At 73.8% G+C, this 20,034-nt stretch carries 15 protein-coding genes; 9 read left to right on the forward strand and 6 right to left on the reverse strand.

The annotated features are described in order from the left end of the window. Entirely contained in the window at positions 1 to 3,072 is a 3,072-nt protein-coding gene (locus HPT28_RS14675; RefSeq protein ID WP_257578625.1) for a helix-turn-helix transcriptional regulator, read from the forward strand. 94 nt (positions 3,073 to 3,166) lie between these two features. Here the strand turns inward: HPT28_RS14675 and HPT28_RS14680 are convergent, their stop codons facing one another. Together HPT28_RS14680 and HPT28_RS14685 are read right to left on the reverse strand one after the other, a co-directional pair. Next, positions 3,167 to 4,390: a PQQ-dependent sugar dehydrogenase gene (locus tag HPT28_RS14680; protein WP_219091531.1), complete on the reverse strand. Its 1,224-nt coding sequence runs from the start codon at positions 4,388 to 4,390 to the stop codon at positions 3,167 to 3,169. Positions 4,391 to 4,452: 62 nt separating this feature from the next. Further along, positions 4,453 to 5,451, reverse strand: a complete 999-nt coding sequence (locus HPT28_RS14685) for an aldo/keto reductase (protein WP_219091511.1) — start codon at positions 5,449 to 5,451, stop codon at positions 4,453 to 4,455. 108 nt (positions 5,452 to 5,559) lie between these two features. Between HPT28_RS14685 and HPT28_RS14690 the strand changes: the two genes are divergently transcribed. The 7 genes from HPT28_RS14690 (at position 5,560) to HPT28_RS14720 (ending at position 16,471) form a co-directional block, all read left to right on the forward strand. Then, complete coding sequence (locus tag HPT28_RS14690; RefSeq protein ID WP_219091512.1) at positions 5,560 to 6,501, forward strand: 2-hydroxyacid dehydrogenase; 942 nt, start codon at positions 5,560 to 5,562, stop codon at positions 6,499 to 6,501. A gap of 283 nt (positions 6,502 to 6,784) precedes the next feature. After that, entirely contained in the window at positions 6,785 to 10,069 is a 3,285-nt protein-coding gene (locus HPT28_RS14695; RefSeq protein ID WP_219091532.1) for a diguanylate cyclase, read from the forward strand. 301 nt (positions 10,070 to 10,370) lie between these two features. Then, the gene (locus HPT28_RS14700) at positions 10,371 to 12,257 is read left to right on the forward strand and encodes an acetolactate synthase large subunit (RefSeq protein WP_219091513.1); all 1,887 of its coding nucleotides are present in this window, start codon (positions 10,371 to 10,373) and stop codon (positions 12,255 to 12,257) included. A gap of 36 nt (positions 12,258 to 12,293) precedes the next feature. Continuing rightward, positions 12,294 to 12,818: an acetolactate synthase small subunit gene (gene ilvN, locus HPT28_RS14705; RefSeq protein ID WP_219091514.1), complete on the forward strand. Its 525-nt coding sequence runs from the start codon at positions 12,294 to 12,296 to the stop codon at positions 12,816 to 12,818. Between the two features lie 203 nt (positions 12,819 to 13,021). Beyond that, positions 13,022 to 14,020, forward strand: a complete 999-nt coding sequence (gene ilvC, locus HPT28_RS14710; RefSeq protein WP_219091533.1) for a ketol-acid reductoisomerase — start codon at positions 13,022 to 13,024, stop codon at positions 14,018 to 14,020. A gap of 279 nt (positions 14,021 to 14,299) precedes the next feature. Next, positions 14,300 to 15,892: a phosphoglycerate dehydrogenase gene (serA, locus tag HPT28_RS14715; RefSeq protein WP_219091515.1), complete on the forward strand. Its 1,593-nt coding sequence runs from the start codon at positions 14,300 to 14,302 to the stop codon at positions 15,890 to 15,892. 117 nt (positions 15,893 to 16,009) lie between these two features. Continuing rightward, positions 16,010 to 16,471 (forward strand): hypothetical protein, encoded by a 462-nt coding sequence (locus HPT28_RS14720; RefSeq protein WP_219091516.1) that lies wholly within the window; start codon positions 16,010 to 16,012, stop codon positions 16,469 to 16,471. A gap of 53 nt (positions 16,472 to 16,524) precedes the next feature. Here the strand turns inward: HPT28_RS14720 and HPT28_RS14725 are convergent, their stop codons facing one another. From HPT28_RS14725 to HPT28_RS14735, 3 genes are all read right to left on the reverse strand, one after another. Further along, positions 16,525 to 17,250, reverse strand: a complete 726-nt coding sequence (locus HPT28_RS14725; RefSeq protein WP_219091517.1) for a hypothetical protein — start codon at positions 17,248 to 17,250, stop codon at positions 16,525 to 16,527. Then, positions 17,247 to 17,753 carry a SigE family RNA polymerase sigma factor gene (locus tag HPT28_RS14730; protein ID WP_219091518.1) on the reverse strand — a complete coding sequence of 169 codons (507 nt, stop codon included), beginning with the start codon at positions 17,751 to 17,753 and terminating at the stop codon, positions 17,247 to 17,249. Before HPT28_RS14730 ends, HPT28_RS14725 begins: the two co-directional genes overlap by 4 nt. 76 nt (positions 17,754 to 17,829) lie before the next feature. After that, entirely contained in the window at positions 17,830 to 18,492 is a 663-nt protein-coding gene (locus tag HPT28_RS14735) for a hypothetical protein (protein ID WP_219091519.1), read from the reverse strand. 237 nt (positions 18,493 to 18,729) lie between these two features. On the opposite strand from HPT28_RS14735, the gene HPT28_RS14740 reads away from it, so the two are divergent. Then, complete coding sequence (locus tag HPT28_RS14740) at positions 18,730 to 19,563, forward strand: alpha/beta fold hydrolase (protein ID WP_219091520.1); 834 nt, start codon at positions 18,730 to 18,732, stop codon at positions 19,561 to 19,563. A 40-nt stretch (positions 19,564 to 19,603) separates the two neighbouring features. On the opposite strand, the gene HPT28_RS14745 is transcribed toward HPT28_RS14740, so the two are convergent. Continuing rightward, on the reverse strand, positions 19,604 to 20,034 hold a 431-nt coding region (locus HPT28_RS14745; protein WP_219091521.1), incomplete at its 5' end, for a CdaR family transcriptional regulator.

Consider the following 20,034-nt stretch of genomic DNA (forward strand, 5'->3'; position numbering starts at 1 on the left):
ATGTCCATCCCCTGTGCGATGCTCGACGGCGTGCAAGCCTCCAGCATCAGTCCCGTGTTCGTCGGCCGTGGTGCCGAGCTGTCCGAGCTGACCGATGCGCTCGCCCGCGCGGCCGTGGGTGAGCCCCAGGTCGTGGTGGTGGGCGGAGAGGCCGGCGTGGGGAAGACGCGCCTGCTGGAGGAGTTCCTCACCGCCGCCCGCCGCGCCGACGCGGTGACGGCCGTCGGCGGCTGCATAGAGATCGGCGCCGACGGGCTGCCCTTCGCCCCCGTCTCCACGCTGCTCCGCTCGCTCTACCGCCAGTTCGAGGCCGAGCTGTCGGCCGCCGTGGCGGGCCAGGAGGGAGAGCTGGCCCGGCTGCTGCCGGAGCTGGGCGAGCCCACCCACCAGTTCGACGACGAGGTCGGCCGCGCCCGGCTCTTCGAGCTCACGGCTCGCCTGCTGGAGTCCCTCTCCAGGGAGAGAACCCTCGTCCTGTCCGTGGAGGACCTGCACTGGGCGGACCGCTCGACCCGCGAGCTGCTCGCCTACCTCATCCGGTCGGTCCACCACGCCCGGCTCGTCCTCATCGCCAGCTACCGGTCGGACGACATCCACCGCCGCCACCCGCTGCGGCCCTTCCTGGCCGAGCTGGACCGTCTGAGAACGGTCCAGCGGGTCGAGCTGCCCCGGTTGGGCAAGGAGGAGGTACGCGGCCAGATAGCCGGTATCCAGGGCGTCCCCGAGCCGGCGGGCGAGCTGGTGGAGGACGTCTTCCAGCGCTCCGAGGGCAATCCGTTCTTCGTCGAGGAACTGGTCGCCCACTGTGCCACCTGTGACATCAGCGAATCCCTGCGCGACCTGCTGCTCGTCCGCGTCGAGGCGCTCCCCGAGGCCGCCCAGCGCGTCGTCCAGATCGCCGCCGAGGGAGGTACGACGGTCGAGTTCGGTCTGCTGGCCGCCGTCGTCGGGGCCCCGCAGGACGAGCTGCTCGCCGCTCTCCGTGCCGCCGTAGGCGCCCACGTCCTCGCCCCCACGGAGGACGGGGACGGCTACCGTTTCCGGCACGCGCTCGTCCGCGAGGCGGTCAGCGACGACCTGCTGCCCGGTGAGCGCGCCGCGCTCAACCGCCGCTACGCCGAAGCCGTCGAGGCGAACCCCGAGCTCGTCCGGGCCGAGCACTGCGCCGCCCGGCTGGCCAGCTACTGGTACCACGCGCACGACACCGCCAAGGCGCTGCCCGCCGTGCTGGAGGCGGCCGTCGAGGCCCGCCGCCGCTACGCCCACTCCGAGCAGCTGCGGTTGCTGAACCGGGCCCTGGAGCTGTGGGAGAGCGCCACCCCCGAGACCCGCCGCTCCCTGCGGCCCTTCGACCACGCCGACGCCTATCCGGCCTGCGGCTGTGAGGACGACGCCGTGCGCTACATCGACCTTCTCGCCGAGACGGTATCCACAGCGCTGCTGGCCGGCGAGCGCAAGCGCGCCCAGACCTCCATCAAGCAGGCGCTGCGGATCCTGGAGGAGGCCGAGGGCGGCCACCTCGGCGACCCGCTGCGCGCCGCCTGGTTCTGGACACAGAAGAGCAAGCTGAAGGGGCTCAACCGGCAGGGCGACGGCTGGGACGAGCTGGCCAGGGCCCAGGACCTCGTCCGGGGGCTGCCGCCCTCTCCGGTGCACGCCGAGGCGCTGGCCAACGTCGCCGCCTACGCCGCCCTGCACCCGCACGGCCCGGACACCATCACCACCGCCCAGCGCGCCGTCGACCTGGCCGGGGTCGTGGGCGCCGAGGCCATCGAGCTCCACGCCCGCGTCACGCTCGGCTACCTCCTCGTCGAGTCCGGGAACGCGGAGGCGGGCGTCACCGAGATGCGCGCCGCCGCCCGCCGCAGTGGCGAGCAGGGCATGGTGGCCGTCGTCGGGCGTGCCTACACCAACCTCGGGGACGTGCTGCACAGCCTGGGACGCTTCGCCGAGGCGCTGGAGGTGCTGGAGGAGGGGCTGCGCCTGCTCAAGCGCTTCGGCCAGCCGAGCTTCCGGGGCTGGCTGCACGGCAACCGGGGGGAGACCCTCTACGCCCTGGGCCGCTGGAACGAGGCCGAGCGGGCCTTCTCCGACTCCCGGCAGAACGCCGACAGCCCCTGGTCGCTCATCACCTCCTCGCTGGTGGCCGGACAGCTCGCGGTGGCCCGCGGCCGCCCCGGCGCCGCCGCCGAGGCGCTGGAGGAGGTGCGCCGGCTGTGTGGCACCCACGACCCGCAGCCGCAGCACATGATCCCGATGTTCGCCCTGGAGATGGACATCGAGGCGGCCCGGGGCCGGCTGGACGCCGCCCGGGAGCTGTTCGCCAAGGCCGTCGAGATCGGCTTCCCCATGGGCAGCGAGCGCTACGCCTGGCCGCTGCTGTTCTCGGCGGCCACGGCCGAGTCCGAGGCCCGGGGCCTGCCCTCGGCGGAGCCGGGCCGGGCCGAGGTCCTGGCGGTCATCCGCCGCACGGCACGGCGGCTGCCCCGGCTCTACCCGGCCCCGACGGTCTACGGGCTGCTGATCGACGCCGAGGTGCTGCGTGCCGAGGGACGCAGCGACGTCACGCGCTGGGAGGAGGCCATCGCCGGGCTCGACCGGCTCGACATGCCCTACCTCCTGGCCTTCGCCCGGTGCCGGCTGGCCGAGGCCCTGCTGGACGCGGGAACCGACCGCGCCGGGCGCGAGCGTGCCGCCGGCCTCCTGCGCCAGGCCCACGCGGTGGCCGACGGGCTGGACGCCGTCCCGCTGCGGGACGCGGCCGAACTGCTGGCCGCCCGGGCCCGGATCGCCCTGCGGCCGGAGCCGAGCGGGCCGACGGCGATCGCTCCGGCGCCGGACACCCCGGGGGAGTCCTTCGGCCTCACACGGCGCGAGCGGGACGTGCTGACGCTGGTGGCGGCGGGCCGCAGCAACCGCCAGATCGCGGAGGAGCTGTACATCTCACCGAAGACGGCGAGCGTCCACGTCTCGAACATCCTGTCCAAGCTGGACGTCGGCAACCGGGGGCAGGCCGCCGCGCTGGCGCACCGGATGGGCATGGTCTCCCCGCAGCCCGCCTCGGCACGCTGAGCGGCGGCGGGCGGGCCGGGGCGCCCCGGCCCGCCCGCGTCTCACCGCCGTCCCGGCCGGCCCGCGGCCGCGGACTCGACGGGACGCCGGGCGGTCACCGCACCTCCAGCTTCAGGACGCGGTCGTCGTCCCCCTCCGGGCTGCCCCGGCCGTCCGTCTCGTTGGTCACCAGCCACAGCTCTCCGCCCCGGTCCGCGACGACGGTGCGCAGCCGCCCGTACTCGCCCTCCAGGAACGCCTCGGGCTCGGCGACGGTCTCCTCGCCGTCCAGCGGGACGCGCCACAGCCGTTCCCCGCCCAGCCCCGCCATCCACAGCGAGCCCTCGGCCCAGGCCAGCCCGGACGGCGAGGCCTCGGCCGGGCGCCACTGCGCGACGGGGTCGACGAAGCCCTCCTCGCCCGCGGCGCCCTCGGCCTCGGGCCAGCCGTAGTTGCCGCCCGGCTCGATCAGGTTGACCTCGTCCCACTCGTTCTGCCCGAACTCCGAGGCCCACAGCCGTCCCTGGCCGTCGAAGGCGAGCCCCTGCACGTTGCGGTGGCCCAGGGAGAACACCCGTGAGCCCGGCTCGGCGTTGCCCTCCGCCGGCGCGCTGCCGTCCGGCTCGACGCGCAGGATCTTCCCGGCCAGCGAGTCCAGGTCCTGGGCCGCACCGCGCCGGTCCGCGTCCCCGGTGCCGACGTAGAGCATGCCGTCGGGGCCGAAGGCCATCCGCCCGCCGTTGTGCCGCGGTCCCTTGGGGATGCCCCGGACCAGGATGTCCGGCTGGCCCAGCCCGGACTCGGGATCGTCGGCGTCGTAGGCCATGCGCACCACGCGGTTGTCGGAGTTGGTGGTGTAGTACGCGTAGAGGTGACCGCCCGCCGCGCCGCCGCCGAGCGCGATGCCCAGCAGCCCGCCCTCGCCGCCCGGCTCCACGCCCGTCACCTCGCCGACCTCGGTGACGCTGCCGTCCTCCCCGCTCACCCGCAGGATCGTCCCCGCGTCGCGGGAGGAGACCAGCAGGTCCCCGCCGGGAAGCGGTGCCAGGCCCCACGGGGACTCCAGCCCGGTGGCGACGGTGCTCAGCACCTCGACCGAGCCCTCGGCCGGGGGCGGCTCGACGGGACGCGTCGGGCGGGGCTCGGTGGGTGAGGCGGCCTCCGAGGGCGGAGTCCGCTGCTCCTGCGCCGAGGGGCGCGGGGCCGTGCGCCCCGCGGTGCCGTCGTCCGCCGGGCCGCCCGCGCAGGCGGCCGTGAGCAGCAGTGCGGTGGTGGCCAGCGCGGCTGCGCAAGCGGGGCGTCGCACGGTGGGTTCCTCTCTTCGGCCTGTCCCTCTCAGGACACCACATCGGGCCGACGGGTGCGGGGTGATCGTCAGGACGGACGAGCGTCGTTCGGCTCTCAGTCCCAGGAGCCCTGCGCGGGCGGCAGGCCGCGGATCTCGGCCAGGTCATCGGCGGTCAGCCGCAGCCGCGCGGCGCGGGCGTTCTCCGCCGCCCAGCGGGCCTTCTTGGTGCCGGGGACGGGAATGACGTGCGGGCCCTGGGCGAGCAGCCAGGCCAGCGCCACCTGGGCCGGGGTGGCCCGCGGGTGCCGGGCCGCGACGCGCCGCAGCCCGGCCACGACCGGCTGGTTCGCGGCCATCATCTCGGCGGTGAAGCGCGGGTGCCGGGCGCGGATGTCGTCCGGCTCGAAGCCGCTGCCCGGGGTCAGGGTTCCGCTGAGGAAGCCGTGTCCGAGCGGCATCGCCGCCAGCAGGCCGATTCCGCGCTCCGCACACCACGGCAGCAGTGCGCCCAGCGCCTCACGGGACCACACGGACAGCTCCGCCTGCACCGCGCTGACCGGAAACACCTGCTGGATCCGGCGCAGTTGGGCCAGCGTCGGGGCGTGCAGGTCCGTGCCGGGTCCGCGCCGGTGTGCGCGGGCGTCGACCGCGCACAGCCCGAGAGCGCGCACCTTCCCCGCCGTCACCAGCTCGGCCATGGCGCCCCAGGTCTCCTCGACGGGCACCTCGGGGTCGGGGCGGTGCAGTTGGTAGAGGTCGATGACGTCGGTCTGCAGCCGCCGCAGCGAGGCGTCGCAGGCGCGGCGGATATAGCCGGGGCGGCCGTTGGCCACGATGTGCTGGTCGCCCACGAGCAGCCCGGCCTTGGTGGACACGAAGGCCTCCGCCCGGCGCTGCCTGAGTACCCGTCCTACCAGCAGTTCGTTGGTGAACGGCCCGTACATGTCGGCGGTGTCCAGCAGCGTCGTCCCCTCGTCGAGAGCGGCGTGCAGGGCCCGCAGCGCGCCCTCGCCCCCCTGCTGGGACGTCGTGTAGGCCCAGCTCATCGGCATGCAGCCGAGGCCGATCGCCCCCACGCGCAGCGCCGCAGCGCCGAGTGTCCTGCCCTCCACCGGCTCCGCTCCCCCTTTCACCGTCGAAGCCCCCAAACTAACCGGTCGGCGCGGCCCCGTTCGCCCGAGGTCACCGGGGGTCCGGTCCGACGGCATAGCCTGGCCGTCATGAGCGCAACCGACGTATGGCTTCCGCTGCCTCTGGACGAGTTCGACGACCTCCCCGGGGCCTTCACCTACCGGTACTGGAACGCCGACAGCCCCTACCCGGCGGACCCGGCCGACTGCCTCGCCTACGTCGTCCCCTACCTCAAGCCGGCCGCGGACGTGCTGGCCCCGCTGGAGCGGATGCGCTCGGTGCGGCTCGTGCAGACCCTCACCGCGGGCACCGAGCACATGCTTCCCGGTCTGGCCGCCCTGCCGCCCGGAGCCGCGCTCTGCAACGCCGTCGGGGTGCACGATGCCAGCACCGCCGAGCTCGCCCTGACCCTGATCCTCGCCTCCCTGCGCGGCGTACCGGACTTCGTCCGGCAGCAGGACGCTGGCCGGTGGCGCGGGGGGTTCCGGCCCGCGCTCGCCGACCGCCGGGTGTTGATCGTCGGCTACGGCGGCATCGGGCGCGCCGTCGAGGAGCGGCTGCTGCCCTTTGAGGTGGCCCGCGTCGACCGCGTGGCCCGTACCGCGCGCGCCGAGCGGCACGGCCCGGTCCAGAGCCTCGACGCACTGCCCACGCTGCTGCCCGAGGCCGATGTCGTCGTGGTGGCCGTGCCGTTGACCGAGGGGACGCGGCACCTGGTCGACGGCGGTTTCCTGGCCCGGATGCCGGACGGCGCGCTGCTGGTGAACGTCGCCCGCGGCGGCGTGGTGGACACCAAGGCGCTGCTGCCGGAACTGGAGTCCGGCCGGCTGCGGGCCGCCCTGGACGTGACCGACCCCGAACCGCTGCCCGAGGACCACCCGTTGTGGCGTGCGCCGGGTGTCCTGATCACGCCGCATGTCGGTGGCCCCTCGACCGCGTTCCGGCCCCGGGCGCGCGCCCTGGTTCGGGCGCAGCTCGACCGGCTCGCGGCCGGCGAACACCCCGCGCACGTCGTCCACCGGGCGGCCTGACGGCGCGGCCGGGCCGCCGCCCGCCTGGCACCGAACCGGTCGAAACCGGCACCTCCTGCGCCCCCTTGGCAACGCGCCGCAGGCGTTCGGGTGCGGAGTGTATCGGTAAACCCCCAGGTCGTCACGTTCTGTAGAGGTCCTATATCCGTGAGTGACGGAACTGGTGTATCGTCCGGACGGGGAGATACCAGGACACCCAGGGGGGCGACGGGCGAATGCGTGGCCAAAGGACGAACTGCCTGAACAGGGACGGTCGCCGGTGCGACGCGCCCGCGCGGGCCGGATGGCTGGAAGCCGCTCCCGGCGGGCGGGAGGTGGTGCCGTGACCACTGACGGAACGACCCTGGCGAACGTCGATCCGGCCGCCCCGCCACCGCGGGCCGCCCGGACAGCGAAGGCCGGCCGCCGAAGGGAGGCCCGTCCCGCGGCCGAACCCGGCCGGACGGCGGGGGCCGAACCGGCGTCGGCACCCCCGGAACCGGCACCGCTGGAACCGGCACCGCTGGAACCGGCACCCCCGGAACCGGCACCGCTGGAACCCGTATCCGCGGAACCGGCGTCGACCGGAGCCGCGCCGCCGGGAGTGGCGCGCCTGGGCGCGGACCCGACGGCGGCCGCGCCGCGGCCCGGGACGCCGTCCGCCCCGGTCCGGCAGCCGCTGCTGCCCCAACTGGCCCTCGCCGCCATCTGCCTGAGCTACGCGGTCGGCGCCGCGCTCGGCTGGGGCTCCCGTGGCGCCGCCCTGTTCATGGGGGACTTCGGGCTGAGCGCGGCCGCGTTCCTGGCCACCGGCTCCTGCTACTGGTACGCCCGTTCCCGCTCCGGGGCCTTCCGGCCCGCCTGGTACCTCTTCGCGTTCTCCTCTGCCATGGCCGGCGTCGGCAACGCCGTCTGGGGTTACTACGAGGTCGTCCTCGGGCGCCCCGTGCCCTCGCCCTCCCTGGCGGACTTCACCTTCCTGCTCTTCGCCCCGCCCGCCGTGGTCGGCCTGCTCGTCCTCGCCAAGCGCCCGGTCACCCGGGCGGGCTGGGCCTGCCTCGGGCTGGACGCCTGGCTGGTCGGCGGTTCCCTGCTCACCCTGTCCTGGAGCCTGGCCCTCTCGCACACCGACGACTGGCAGCGCGGTTCCGTGGCCCACCTGGCGCTGAGCCTCGCCTACCCGTTACTCGACATCGTGCTGGTGACCATGGTGCTCGTGCTGCACCTGCGGCGCGGCTCGGCCCAGCGGTCGGCGATCAACACGGCGGTTGGAGCCCTCGCGCTGACGGTGCTGTGCGACGCCTTGTTCACCTCCCCGCTGCTCCAGGCCCACTACCGCTCCGGGCAGCTGCTGGACGCCGGGTGGTTCGCCGGATCGCTGCTCCTGGCCTACGCGCCCTGGGCCAGCGGGGCCTGCTCGGCGCCGGAGCCCCCCACCGTCCCCGGGGCCGGGCGGCCGGTCACCGGTTCGCTCGCCGCGCTGACGCCCTACCTCGCGGGCGCGGTGTGCACGCTGGGCGTCCTCTACAACGTCCAGGACGGCAGTCCCGTGGACCCGGTCGTCCTGTGGACGGCCTGCACCGTCGTGCTGGCCCTCGTCGTGCGGCAGGGCGTCATGCTGCTGGACAACATCCGCCTCGCCCGCGAACTGGCCCACAAGGAGAGCCATTTCCGGTCCCTTGTGCAGGGGTCCAGCGACGTCATCATGATCACCTCCCCCTCCGGGCTGCTGCGGTACGTCAGCCCGGCGGCGGTCGGCGTCTTCGGGCGGCGGGCGGACGCCCTGGTGGGCGCCCAGCTGGACCGCCTCGTACACCCCGACGACCTGGGCCGCCTCCACCACGAGGTGCGCCGCTATCTGGCCACCGCCCCGGAGGAGGGGGCGGCCACCCGCATCGAGTGCCGCTTCCGGCACTCCGGCGGCGACTGGCTCAACGTCGAGTCCACGGTCAGCCGCTACCAGGGCGGGCTCATCTTCAACAGCCGGGACGTGACCGAACGCGTTCGGCTCCAGGCCCAGTTGCAGCACAACGCCTCCCACGACCCGCTCACCGACCTGCCCAACCGCGCCCTGTTCACCGACCGGGTGCGCCAGGCCCTCACCGGCCGCCGTGAGGGGGACGGCACCGACCGGGACGCGGCGGTCCTCTTCATCGACCTCGACGGTTTCAAGGCCGTCAACGACCGCCTCGGCCATCAGGCCGGGGACGAGCTGCTCGTCCAGGCCGGGCGGCGGCTCCTGGAGTCGGTGCGGGCGGGCGACACCGCGGCGCGGCTCGGCGGGGACGAGTTCGCCGCCTTCATCCTCGGCGACGGCTCCGGCGGCCAGGCCGAGCGCGAGGTACGGGTGCTGGAGATAGCCGACCGTCTGCGCGCCCGCCTCTCCCAGCCGTATCCGCTCGACGGCTCGGCGGCCGAGCCCGAGGCACGCGTCGCGGCCTCCATCGGCGTCGCGTTCGCCGAGCCGGGCATCACCCCGGCGGCCCTGATGCGCAACGCCGACCTGGCGATGTACCGGGCCAAGCGGCTCGGCAAGGGGCGCGTCGAGCTGTACGCCCCGGAGCTGCTCAGCGACCCGCAGCCGCCGCCCCCGCTCGTCGCGGGCACCCGCCAGCCGGAGGCGTCGGCCGCGCCCTCCGTGCCGTCCGGCCGCGCGCCCCAGGGCGCCCGGAGCCACGGCGGCCGCCGCCCCGGGGCGAGCGGCCCGGGCCGGGCGGGTGCGGGGGAGGAGCCCGTCGTGCTCGTGCACCAGCCCGTCGTCGAGCTGGCCACCGGCGAGATCACCGCGGTCGCCGCCCTGCCGCGCCGCCGTTCCCCGCACGGCCTGGTGGCCGACAACCGCCACGAGTGGCCCCTGCTGCGGGAAGCCGTGATCCAGGCGGCCCGGCGGCAGCGGTCGGGATTCACCACCCCGGTCGTCGTCCGGGTCCACGCCCGCGCTCTGTGCGGGCGTGCGGGGCGCCGCAGCCGTGTCGAGCGGCTGCTGGAGCGGCACGCGCTCCCCGGCGAGGCCCTCGTGCTGGAGCCCGTCGGGTTCCCCGGTCCGCCGCTCACCCGGCGGGAGCTGGCCGAGCTGGCCGACCGGCTCGCCGTGCTCCGCGGGCTCGGTGTCTCCGTCGTGCTGGACGGCTTCGGCGGCGGGCCGGGCGGGCTGGCCACCCTGCACGCTGTCCCGGCCGACCGGATGCGGCTGGAGGCCCCGCTGGTCGAGGGGGTCGTGGACTCGCCCCGGCTGCACGCCGCCGCCGCCGGGCTGCTGCGTATCGCCGCCGACCTCGGGCTGGACTCGCTGGCGGCCGGGGTGGACACGGCGGAGCAGGTCAGCGTGTTGCGCAGGCTGGGCTGCACCCACGGGCAGGGCGCGGCCCTGTGCGGCCCGCTGGACGAGCACCGGCTCCGGCACGCACTGCGGCAGCGCAGCCTCCCGGTGCCGCGGCACCCCGCGACGGTCCCGGCGGCCCGGGGCGCGGAACGCTCCGTCGTGGTGGCCGGCGCGCTGCCGGTGCGGCGGATCGGCGCGCTCGGTCCCGACGCCGTCACGCATCCCCCATTGCGACCAAATAGTGAGACGTCTGTCCCACCCACTTGACACCTTCCGTCCCGCCGGAGGAAGGTCAATGGCATGCGCACCCGAATTCTCGTACTTGGACAGCGCGTCGGCTGACTCGGGCCCTCACCGCCCCGTGAACCCAGCGACGCGCTCCCCTCGCTTGCCACCTCGGCACGGGGGGTTTTTTGTTGCACCAGCACCTCGAACAATTCCACACCAAACGTGACAACCGTCACGGGACGTCACACCGCACGACCCGCCCGAAACCGCCCGCACCCCTCCAGCGTCACGCTCCACAGGGCGGCACCACCACCCTCACCTCGCCGAGAAGAGAAAGCCGATGACCGAGCACGCCACCGGGGCACCCCGACCCACGCCGAGGGCCCGTAACGGCGGAGCGCCGCAGCCCGCCACCGTCGAGCACGTCACGGGCGCGCAGTCCCTCATCCGTGCGCTGGAGGAGGTGGGAGCCGACACCGTCTTCGGCATTCCGGGCGGGGCGATCCTTCCCGCGTACGACCCGATGATGGACTCCGGCCGGGTGCGGCACATCCTCGTGCGCCACGAGCAGGGGGCCGGGCACGCGGCCACCGGCTACGCACAGGCCACCGGCAAGGTCGGCGTGTGCATGGCCACCTCCGGGCCGGGCGCCACCAACCTGGTCACCCCGATCGCCGACGCCCACATGGACTCCGTCCCGATCGTGGCGATCACCGGCCAGGTCGCCTCCAAGGCCATCGGCACGGACGCCTTCCAGGAAGCTGACATCTGCGGCATCACCATGCCGATCACCAAGCACAACTTCCTGGTCACGGACGCGGCCGACATCCCCCGCACCATCGCCGAGGCCTTCCACATCGCGAGCACCGGCCGCCCGGGCCCGGTGCTGGTCGACATCTCCAAGGACGCCCTCCAGTCCAAAACGGTCTTCTCCTGGCCCCCGGTCCACGACCTGCCCGGCTACCGCCCGGTCACCAAGCCGCACTCCAAGCAGATCCGCGAGGCGGCCAAGCTGATCGGCGAGGCCCGGCGCCCCGTGCTGTACGTCGGCGGCGGCGTGCTCAAGGCCGGGGCCACGGCGGAGCTCAAGGTCCTGGCGGAGCTGACCGGCTCTCCCGTCGTCACGACGCTGATGGCGCTGGGCGCCTTCCCCGACAGCCACCCGCAGCACCTGGGCATGCCGGGCATGCACGGCTCGGTGGCGGCCGTCACCGCCCTGCAGAAGTCCGATCTGATCATCGCGCTCGGCGCCCGCTTCGACGACCGGGTCACCGGCAAGCTGGACTCCTTCGCCCCGCACGCCAAGATCGTCCACGCCGACATCGACCCGGCCGAGATCGGCAAGAACCGCGCGGCCGACGTGCCGATCGTCGGCGACGCCCGCGAGGTCATCGCCGACCTGGTCGTCGCCGTCCAGGCCGAGCACGAGGCCGGGCGCCAGGGCGACTACACGGCCTGGTGGCAGATGCTGACCCGCTGGCGCGACGCCTACCCGCTCGGCTACGACCTGCCGGAGGACGGTTCGCTCTCACCGCAGCAGGTCATCGAGCGGATCGGCCGGCTGGCCCCGGCGGACACCATCTACGCGGCCGGCGTCGGCCAGCACCAGATGTGGGCGGCCCACTTCATCGACTACGAGCAGCCCGCCACCTGGCTGAACTCCGGCGGCCTGGGCACCATGGGCTACGCCGTCCCGGCCGCCCTCGGGGCCAAGGCCGGCGCCCCCGACCGTCCGGTGTGGGCGATCGACGGCGACGGCTGCTTCCAGATGACCAACCAGGAGCTGGTCACCGCCGCGCTCAACAACATCCCCATCAAGGTCGCCGTCATCAACAACGGTGCGCTGGGCATGGTCCGGCAGTGGCAGACGCTGTTCTACAACCAGCGTTACTCCAACACCGTCCTGCACTCCGGCCCCGGCTCCGAGGCCGAGGCGGGCGAGGCCGGGCAGGACGCCGGGGCCGGGCAGCCGACTCTGGGCACCCGTTGCCCCGACTTCGTCAAGCTCGCCGAGGCCATGGGCTGCGTCGGCCTGCGCTGCGAGGACCCGGCCGACCTGGACGCGGTGATCGAGAAGGCCAACGCCATCAACGACCGGCCCGTCGTCGTGGACTTCATCGTCCACGAGGACGCCATGGTCTGGCCCATGGTCGCGGCCGGCACCTCCAACGACGAGGTCATGGCGGCCCGCGGGGTCCGCCCGGACTTCGGCGACAGCGACGACTGAGACCACCGGCGCGAGTAGCGAGAGAGACCCCAACCCATGTCCAAGCACACCCTCTCCGTCCTGGTGGAGAACAAGCCCGGCGTCCTGGCCCGGATCACCGCCCTGTTCTCCCGGCGCGGCTTCAACATCGACTCGCTGGCGGTCGGCACCACCGAGCACCCGGAGATCTCCCGCATCACCATCGTGGTGAACGTCGAGGACCTCCCGCTGGAGCAGGTCACCAAGCAGCTCAACAAGCTCGTCAACGTGCTGAAGATCGTCGAGCTGGAGCCGGGCGCGGCCGTGCAGCGCGAACTCGTTCTGGTGAAGGTCCGCGCCGACAACGAGACGCGCTCCCAGATCGTGGAGATCGTCCAGCTGTTCCGGGCCAAGACCGTCGACGTCTCCCCGGAGGCCGTCACCATCGAGGCGACCGGCAGCAGCGAGAAGCTGGAGGCCATGCTCAGGATGCTGGAGCAGTACGGCATCAAGGAGCTCGTGCAGTCCGGCACGATCGCGATCGGACGCGGCGCGCGGTCCATCACCGACCGCTCGCTGCGCGCCCTGGACCGCAGCGCGTAGCGGCCGGCCGGGGCGGGGCCCGTGCAGGGCGCCGCCCCGTTCCCGGCCCGGCCGCCGCGCCACACCCACACCTTCCGGTGTCAACACCGTGGACCGCATCGCGAGACCCGGCGGTACGCACCGGCCGATCACCATACGGTTGGACCTGACGCGGGGCTCCCGTGCCGGGTCCGCGAAAGAAACACAACAAGGAGATGTCCGAAGTGGCCGAGCTCTTCTACGACGACGACGCCGACCTGTCCATCATCCAGGGCCGCAAGGTGGCCGTGCTCGGCTACGGCAGCCAGGGCCACGCCCACGCGCTGTCGCTGCGCGACTCGGGCGTCGACGTGCGCGTCGGCCTGCACGAGGGCTCCACGTCCAAGGCGAAGGCCGAGGAGCAGGGCCTGCGTGTCGTCACCCCGGCCGAGGCCGCGGCCGAGGCCGACGTCATCATGATCCTCGTTCCGGACCCGATCCAGGCCCAGGTCTACGAGGAGTCCGTCAAGGACAACCTGAAGGACGGCGACGCCCTGTTCTTCGGCCACGGCTTCAACATCCGCTTCGGCTTCATCAAGCCCCCGGCCAACGTCGACGTGTGCATGGTCGCCCCGAAGGGCCCCGGCCACCTCGTCCGCCGCCAGTTCGAGGAGGGCCGCGGCGTGCCGTGCATCGCGGCCGTCGAGCAGGACGCCACCGGCAAGGCCTTCGACCTGGCGCTCTCCTACGCCAAGGGCATCGGCGGCACCCGCGCGGGCGTCATCAAGACGACCTTCACCGAGGAGACCGAGACCGACCTCTTCGGCGAGCAGGCCGTCCTCTGCGGTGGCGCCTCCGCCCTGGTCAAGGCCGGTTTCGAGACCCTCGTCGAGGCGGGCTACCAGCCGGAGATCGCCTACTTCGAGTGCCTGCACGAGCTGAAGCTCATCGTCGACCTGATGTACGAGGGCGGCCTGAGCAAGATGCGCTGGTCCGTCTCCGAGACCGCCGAGTGGGGCGACTACGTCACCGGCCCGCGGGTCATCACCGACCAGACCAAGGCCGAGATGAAGAAGGTCCTCGACGACATCAAGGACGGCACCTTCGCCAACAACTGGATGGCCGAGTACAAGGCGGGCCTGCCCAAGTACAACGAGTACAAGAAGGCCGACTCGGACCACCTCCTGGAGACCACCGGCAAGGAGCTGCGCAAGCTCATGAGCTGGGTCGACGACGAGGCCTGAGCCTCCGGCGCCGCGGCGGCCCCCGGCCGTCGCGGCGCCCCGCCTCCCTGCCCGCGCCGGGCAGACCATCCGTACGGGGGATGATCGGCGTCTGCGCGGAACCGTGCCCCGGATCACGGCTAGACTGCGCAGCAGATACGCGTCACAGGCTCACAGCGTCGTGCGTCTCCACGCGGCTGCCAACCTCCACCGCCTTCGGCCGTCGAGACGCGGCCGTCCTCCCCCTCGCCCAGGCGGGCGCGGGCGGTACTCCCAGGACTAGTGAGGACTGAGACCGAAGTGAGCAAGCCCGTAGTACTCATCGCCGAGGAGCTCTCCCCGGCCACCATCGACGCCCTCGGCCCGGACTTCGACGTCCGGCACTGCAACGGGGCCGACCGTGGCGAGCTGCTGGCCGCGATCGCCGACGTCGACGCCATCCTGATCCGCAGCGCCACCAAGGTGGACGCCGAGGCCATCGGCGCCGCCCGCAAACTCAAGGTCGTGGCGCGCGCCGGTGTCGGCCTGGACAACGTGGACGTCGCCGCCGCCACCAAGGCCGGCGTGATGGTCGTCAACGCACCGACCTCCAACATCGTCACCGCGGCCGAGCTGGCCTGCGGCCTCCTCGTCGCCACCGCCCGCAACATCCCGCAGGCGAACTCCGCCCTCAAGCAGGGCGAGTGGAAGCGCAGCAAGTACACGGGCGTCGAGCTGTCCGAGAAGACGCTCGGCGTCGTCGGCCTCGGCCGCATCGGCGTGCTCGTCGCCCAGCGGATGTCCGCCTTCGGCATGAAGGTCGTCGCCTACGACCCCTACGTGCAGCCCGCCCGCGCCGCGCAGATGGGCGTCAAGCTGCTGACGCTCGACGAGCTGCTCGAGGTCTCGGACTTCATCACCGTCCACCTGCCGAAGACGCCGGAGACGCTCGGCCTCATCGGCGACGAGGCGCTGCACAAGGTCAAGCCGAGCGTGCGCATCGTCAACGCCGCCCGCGGTGGCATCGTGGACGAGGACGCGCTCTACGCCGCCCTCAAGGAGGGCCGCGTCGCCGGCGCCGGGCTCGACGTCTACGCCTCCGAGCCCTGCACCGACTCCCCGCTCTTCGCCTTCGACCAGGTCGTGTGCACCCCGCACCTGGGCGCCTCCACCGGCGAGGCCCAGGAGAAGGCGGGCGTGGCCGTGGCCCGCTCCGTGCGGCTCGCCCTCGCCGGTGAGCTCGTGCCGGACGCGGTCAACGTCCAGGGCGGCGTGATCGCCGAGGACGTCCGCCCCGGGCTGCCGCTGGCCGAGCGGCTCGGCCGGATCTTCACGGCGCTGGCCGGCGAGGTCGCCGTCCGGCTCGACGTGGAGGTCTACGGCGAGATCACCCAGTACGACGTCAAGGTGCTGGAACTGTCCGCGCTCAAGGGCGTCTTCGAGGACGTCGTCGACGAGACGGTGTCCTACGTCAACGCGCCGCTCTTCGCCCAGGAGCGCGGCGTCGAGGTCCGCCTCACCACCTCCAGCGACTCGCCCGATCACCGCAACCTCGTCACCGTGCGCGGCACGCTGAGCAACGGCGAGGAGATCGCCGTCTCCGGCACGCTCGCCGGGCCCAAGCACGTGCAGAAGATCGTCGGCGTCGGCGACCACGAGATCGAGCTGTCCCTCGCGGAGCACATGGCCTTCCTCCGCTACGGCGACCGCCCCGGTGTCGTCGGCACCGTGGGCCGCATCCTCGGCGAGGCCGGCATCAACATCGCCGGCATGCAGGTCTCCCGCGCCGAGGAGGGCGGCGAGGCGCTCGTCGCCCTCACCGTGGACGACACCATCCCGCCGTCCGTCCTCACGGAGATCGCCGAGGAGATCGGCGCCACCTCCGCCCGCGCGGTCAACCTCCTCGACGGCTGACGGCACGTGCCTTCCGCCGACGGCGGTCCACCGCACTCCGGTGGCCCGCCGTCGGCGTTCCCGTGATCGGTCCCGTGATCGGTGCGGGACGTCAGAGGCATTCGCTACTCTGCGCGCATGTATCCCCAGCAGTCGTACCCGCAGCAGCCGCCCCCGCCGATAGCCCCGCCCCCGGCACCCGTGCCCCCGCGCGGGCGGACCGGCATGGTCCTCGGCGCCCTGCTGGCCGGGGTGTTGCTGGGGGCCGGGGGGGTCGCCGGAGCTTGGCTGCTCACCGGTGACGGCGAGGCCTCAGGTGCCCGGGCCGACGCGCTCGCGGCCTGCGGCGCGCTGGAGCGCTTCGACATCGAGGAGGGCATGGAGGAGGGGCCGCGTTCCATGATTGACGGCTACCGCTGGCAGGCGGCGGAAGATCTCTCCCAGGCCGCCGCCGAGGCGGACGCCCGGTACCGGCCGTTGGCCGAAACCATCCGGAAGGGAACGGACATCGACTGGTTCGAGCCGGGAGCGCGAGAGGATCTCACCGACCGCGTCCTGCGTCACCGAACGCGGGCGCTGAGGACCTGCGGCGAGCTGTGAGCTGACGTCTGGCCGTGTGGAGGCGGTGACGTGACCCGCACTCGCCGACCCCGTCAACCCGAGACGTCGCGGTCGACGTCGAGCGTGTCGAAGACCTTCCCGTCCGCGTCGTACGCCGTGACCGTGTAGGAGTCGAAGGGGGGCAGCGTGGTGGTGTCGAGGAAGTACACCCCCCAGCCGGGCTCGCCGGGCAGGGTGAACAGCTCGGCCCGGTGCTCCTCGCCGCCCGCGGTGACGACGATCCGCAGTGGTTGCCCGGGCAGCCGCCAGACGCCCTCGATCCGCTCAATGCCCGTGCCCTCAATGGCCAGATGTCCGGAACTGATGCTGCGTGGGCCGATGTTCTCCCCCAGCCCCTGCTCGCGGGCGTGTTCCACGGCCTCCCGGAACCCCTCCGCCTCGGCGAGGACGTAGGTCTGCCGCCCCCCGGGCAGCAGCCCGAGCCGCAGTCCCGGCGCGACGGTGACCGGGGCGTAGGGCTCGACCGTCCGCGGCCCGGTGCCGGACGGGTCGGCGGGTGCGGGTGAGGGCACGGCGGGCTCCACGCGTCCCGGGTCGGCGGTGCCGGGCAGCAGGGGCAGCGCGGCCAGCAGTGTCACGGCCGCCGCCGAGCCCAGGACGACGGCTCGCCGCGTCCGCCGCCGGGACCGGCCGGCCCGCACGACGGCCTCCACCGGCGCCGGTCCGGTCGGCAGCGCGTCGGCCTCCCGGCGCAGGGCCGCACTCAGCTCGGCCACCGCCCGCTCCGCGGCGGCCGGGAACTCTCGCTCGTCTCTCATACTGTCTCGCTCGCTGTGAGTCGGGGCAGTTCGGCCCGCAGTCTGGTCAGCGCACGCGCGGTCTGGCTGCGCACGGTACCCACCCCGGTGCCGAGGAGCTCGGCGACCTCGGTCTCGCTCCGGTCCTCCAGGTACCGCAGCACCACGGTGGCCCGCTGCCGCACCGGCAGACAGCGCAGGGCGTCCAGCAGGACGCTGCGTTCGACGAGTTGGTCGGTGCCGTCCGGCGCCGCGCGCTCCGGCAGCCACTGGGTGAGCCACTCGCCGAGCCTGAGGCGGCGCATCCGGTCCGTGTTGGTGTTGATCAGGATGCGCCACACGTACGCATCCGGGTCGCGGGCGGCCCGTACCCGCTCCCAGCGCGTGTAGGCACGGGCGAGTGCGGCCTGCACCAGGTCCTCCGCGTCCTGGTGGTGGCCGGTCAGCAGATAGGCCGTGCGCAGCAGACGTGGCCAGCGGCCCTCGACGAACGAACGGAAGTCGTCCTCCGCGCTCTTGTTCACCTGGCTCCTGTGTCCGGTCGTCGGTCTCCGGGCCGCGCCGGGCGTCCCCTCGCCCGGCGCGGCTGTCAGTCGGGGATCAGCCGGCCGGCCAGGGCTCGACGTCCATGGTGTCGAAGACCTCGCCGTCGGCGTCCTTGGCGATCACCGTGAAGGTGTTCGGCAGCTCCTGACCGCGGAGGTCGAGGTAGTAGGCGCCCCACCCGGGCTTGCCCGGCAGCCGCACGATCTGTGCCGTGTAGTCGACGTTGCCGCCGAAGGAGACGGTGATCTCGCGCGGCGTCTCGTCCAGCCGCCACGCACCGTCGATGATCTGGACCTCGCCCGACTCCGAGTAGACGCCGACGCTGATGCTGTCCGGGCGGATGTCGGAGCCGACGTAGCCCTTGGCGGCCTCGACGTTCGCCGCGTAGGACTCGGCCGGGCTGACCACGTAGTTCTGCTTGCCCGTGGGCAGCAGCCCCATCTGCCAGTCCTCGCCGATGTCCACCGGCTCGTACGGTTCGACGACCTTGACCTCCAGACCGCCGAGGGGCTTCAGCCCGGAACCCGCGTTCTCCAGAGCGGGGGCGTCCTCGGGCGCCCCGGCCTCCGCGGCCGCCTGGGCCCGCGTCGGGGCGGGCTCGGGCTGGTCCGCCGTCGCGATGCCCGTCCCGGCCAGCAGCACTGTCGCCACCGCGCCGGTGGCGACGGCGAGCCGACGGCGCGCGGTCCGGCGACGGCGTGTGCGGTTCTCGTTCATGGTGGAACTCCCGATAGGTGGCGGCGGGCGCTCGCGCGGCCCGCCTGATTGCCTGTCACCTCTCAGACGGCACGCCGTGCCGGAATCTATGTCACCGGAGACGAGATGACCGCCGGGTCCGCCGAGACGCCGAGGCTCGTGCTGCGCGGGCGGTGGTGGCTGCTTCGTCCGGTGGGTCACCCGCGGGGCGGACATGGGCGGTTGATCACCACCCCGCGGAACCGCACACTTGTGCGCGTGGCCGAGCTTCTCGCGACATCCGCCGACGGCGTGCCCGTCACCGCTCTCGACGACGGCGAGGGCCCCCCGGTGCTCCTGGTGCACGGCGGTGGTGAGAGCGCGACGGCCTGGGACGCCGTCCTGCCGTCGTTGACCGACGCCTTCCGGGTGGTCAGGGTCGTCCGCCGCATCTACGTCCCCGGAGCGGCCGTTGCGCCGACGCACTCCATGTCCGTGGAAGCGGCGGACGTTCTCGCCGTCGCCGGACTCCTCGACCGGCCCGTGCTCCTGGTCGGGCACTCCTCGGGGGCGGTCGCCGCGCTGGAGGCCGCCGTACGGGCGCCCGGGCGGCTGGCGGGCCTGGTCCTGTACGAACCCCCGTTGCCCACGAGGGCGTTGGTCGGCGGGGAGGCGGCCCGGCGCGCCCGCGAGGCCCTCGCCGCGGGAGATCCCCGCGAGGCCCTGCGCATCCACCTGCGGGACATCGCTCACGAGCCCCCGGAACGCGTGGGCAGGCTGACCGCGGCTCAGCGGGCGCGGGACACGTTCGCCTCGAAGGTGGCGGCGGGGCTCGCCGACATCGCCGCGCTCGACGGACTCGGGGTCGGCGTCGACCGCTTTCGCGGGCTCCACGTGCCGACCACCCTCGTCGAGGGGGACCGAAGCCCGGCACGGCTGCGCGAGCGCCTGGCCGACCTGGCGGCCGCGCTGCCCGACGCGCGGGTCGTCACGCTCCCCGGGCAGGGGCACGACACTCACCGCACGGCGCCCGGGACCCTGGCGGCCGTGATCCGGGAGGCGGCCGGGCGGGCCTTCGGCCGAGGGCTCAGAGAGCAGGGGCCAGGGGCCTGAGGGCGCGCGTGTGCGTGATGTCTCCAACCGGCACCGCGGGTCACAGCCGGGTGGCCTTGAGGGCCATGTGGAGGAGGAGCCGGGACTCGCCGTCGTCCAGATCGAGCCCGGTGAGCTGCTCGACGCGGGAGAGCCGGTAGTAGAGGGTCTGCCGGTGGACGCCGAGGGCCGCGGCGGCCCGCCCGGCCTGCCCGGCGCAGTCGAGGTAGACCTCGGCGGTGCGGGCCATCTCCCGGTGGGCCGGATCCAGCAGCCGTCTGAGGACCGGGTCGGCCCTGACGGTGTCCGGCAGGGCCGTCAGGAGACGGTACGGGCCCAGCTCCGGCCACAGGGCGACCGGCCCCAGCCGTGGCTCGGCCCGGGCCGCGCGGGCGGCGGCGAGGGCCTGCCGCCAGGCGTCGGCTGGCTCGGCGAGCCCGGGCAGCCCGGCGCTGACCCCGGCCGTGGCGACCGGCCCGGTGCGGGGCCCGG

Source organism: Streptomyces sp. JJ38 (assembly GCF_019303475.1).
Taxonomy (GTDB): domain Bacteria; phylum Actinomycetota; class Actinomycetes; order Streptomycetales; family Streptomycetaceae; genus Streptomyces.

Excerpts from the sequence above, each read along its gene's own strand:
- ilvN (WP_219091514.1), top strand. The coding sequence starts at position 12,294 with ATGTCCAAGCACACCCTCTCCGTCCTGGTGGAGAACAAGCCCGGCGTC.
- HPT28_RS14725 (WP_219091517.1), bottom strand. The coding sequence starts at position 17,250 with ATGAGAGACGAGCGAGAGTTCCCGGCCGCCGCGGAGCGGGCGGTGGCC.
- HPT28_RS14675 (WP_257578625.1), top strand. The coding sequence starts at position 1 with ATGTCCATCCCCTGTGCGATGCTCGACGGCGTGCAAGCCTCCAGCATC.
- HPT28_RS14700 (WP_219091513.1), top strand. The coding sequence starts at position 10,371 with ATGACCGAGCACGCCACCGGGGCACCCCGACCCACGCCGAGGGCCCGT.
- HPT28_RS14720 (WP_219091516.1), top strand. The coding sequence starts at position 16,010 with ATGTATCCCCAGCAGTCGTACCCGCAGCAGCCGCCCCCGCCGATAGCC.
- HPT28_RS14690 (WP_219091512.1), top strand. The coding sequence starts at position 5,560 with ATGAGCGCAACCGACGTATGGCTTCCGCTGCCTCTGGACGAGTTCGAC.
- HPT28_RS14695 (WP_219091532.1), top strand. The coding sequence starts at position 6,785 with ATGGCTGGAAGCCGCTCCCGGCGGGCGGGAGGTGGTGCCGTGACCACT.
- HPT28_RS14735 (WP_219091519.1), bottom strand. The coding sequence starts at position 18,492 with ATGAACGAGAACCGCACACGCCGTCGCCGGACCGCGCGCCGTCGGCTC.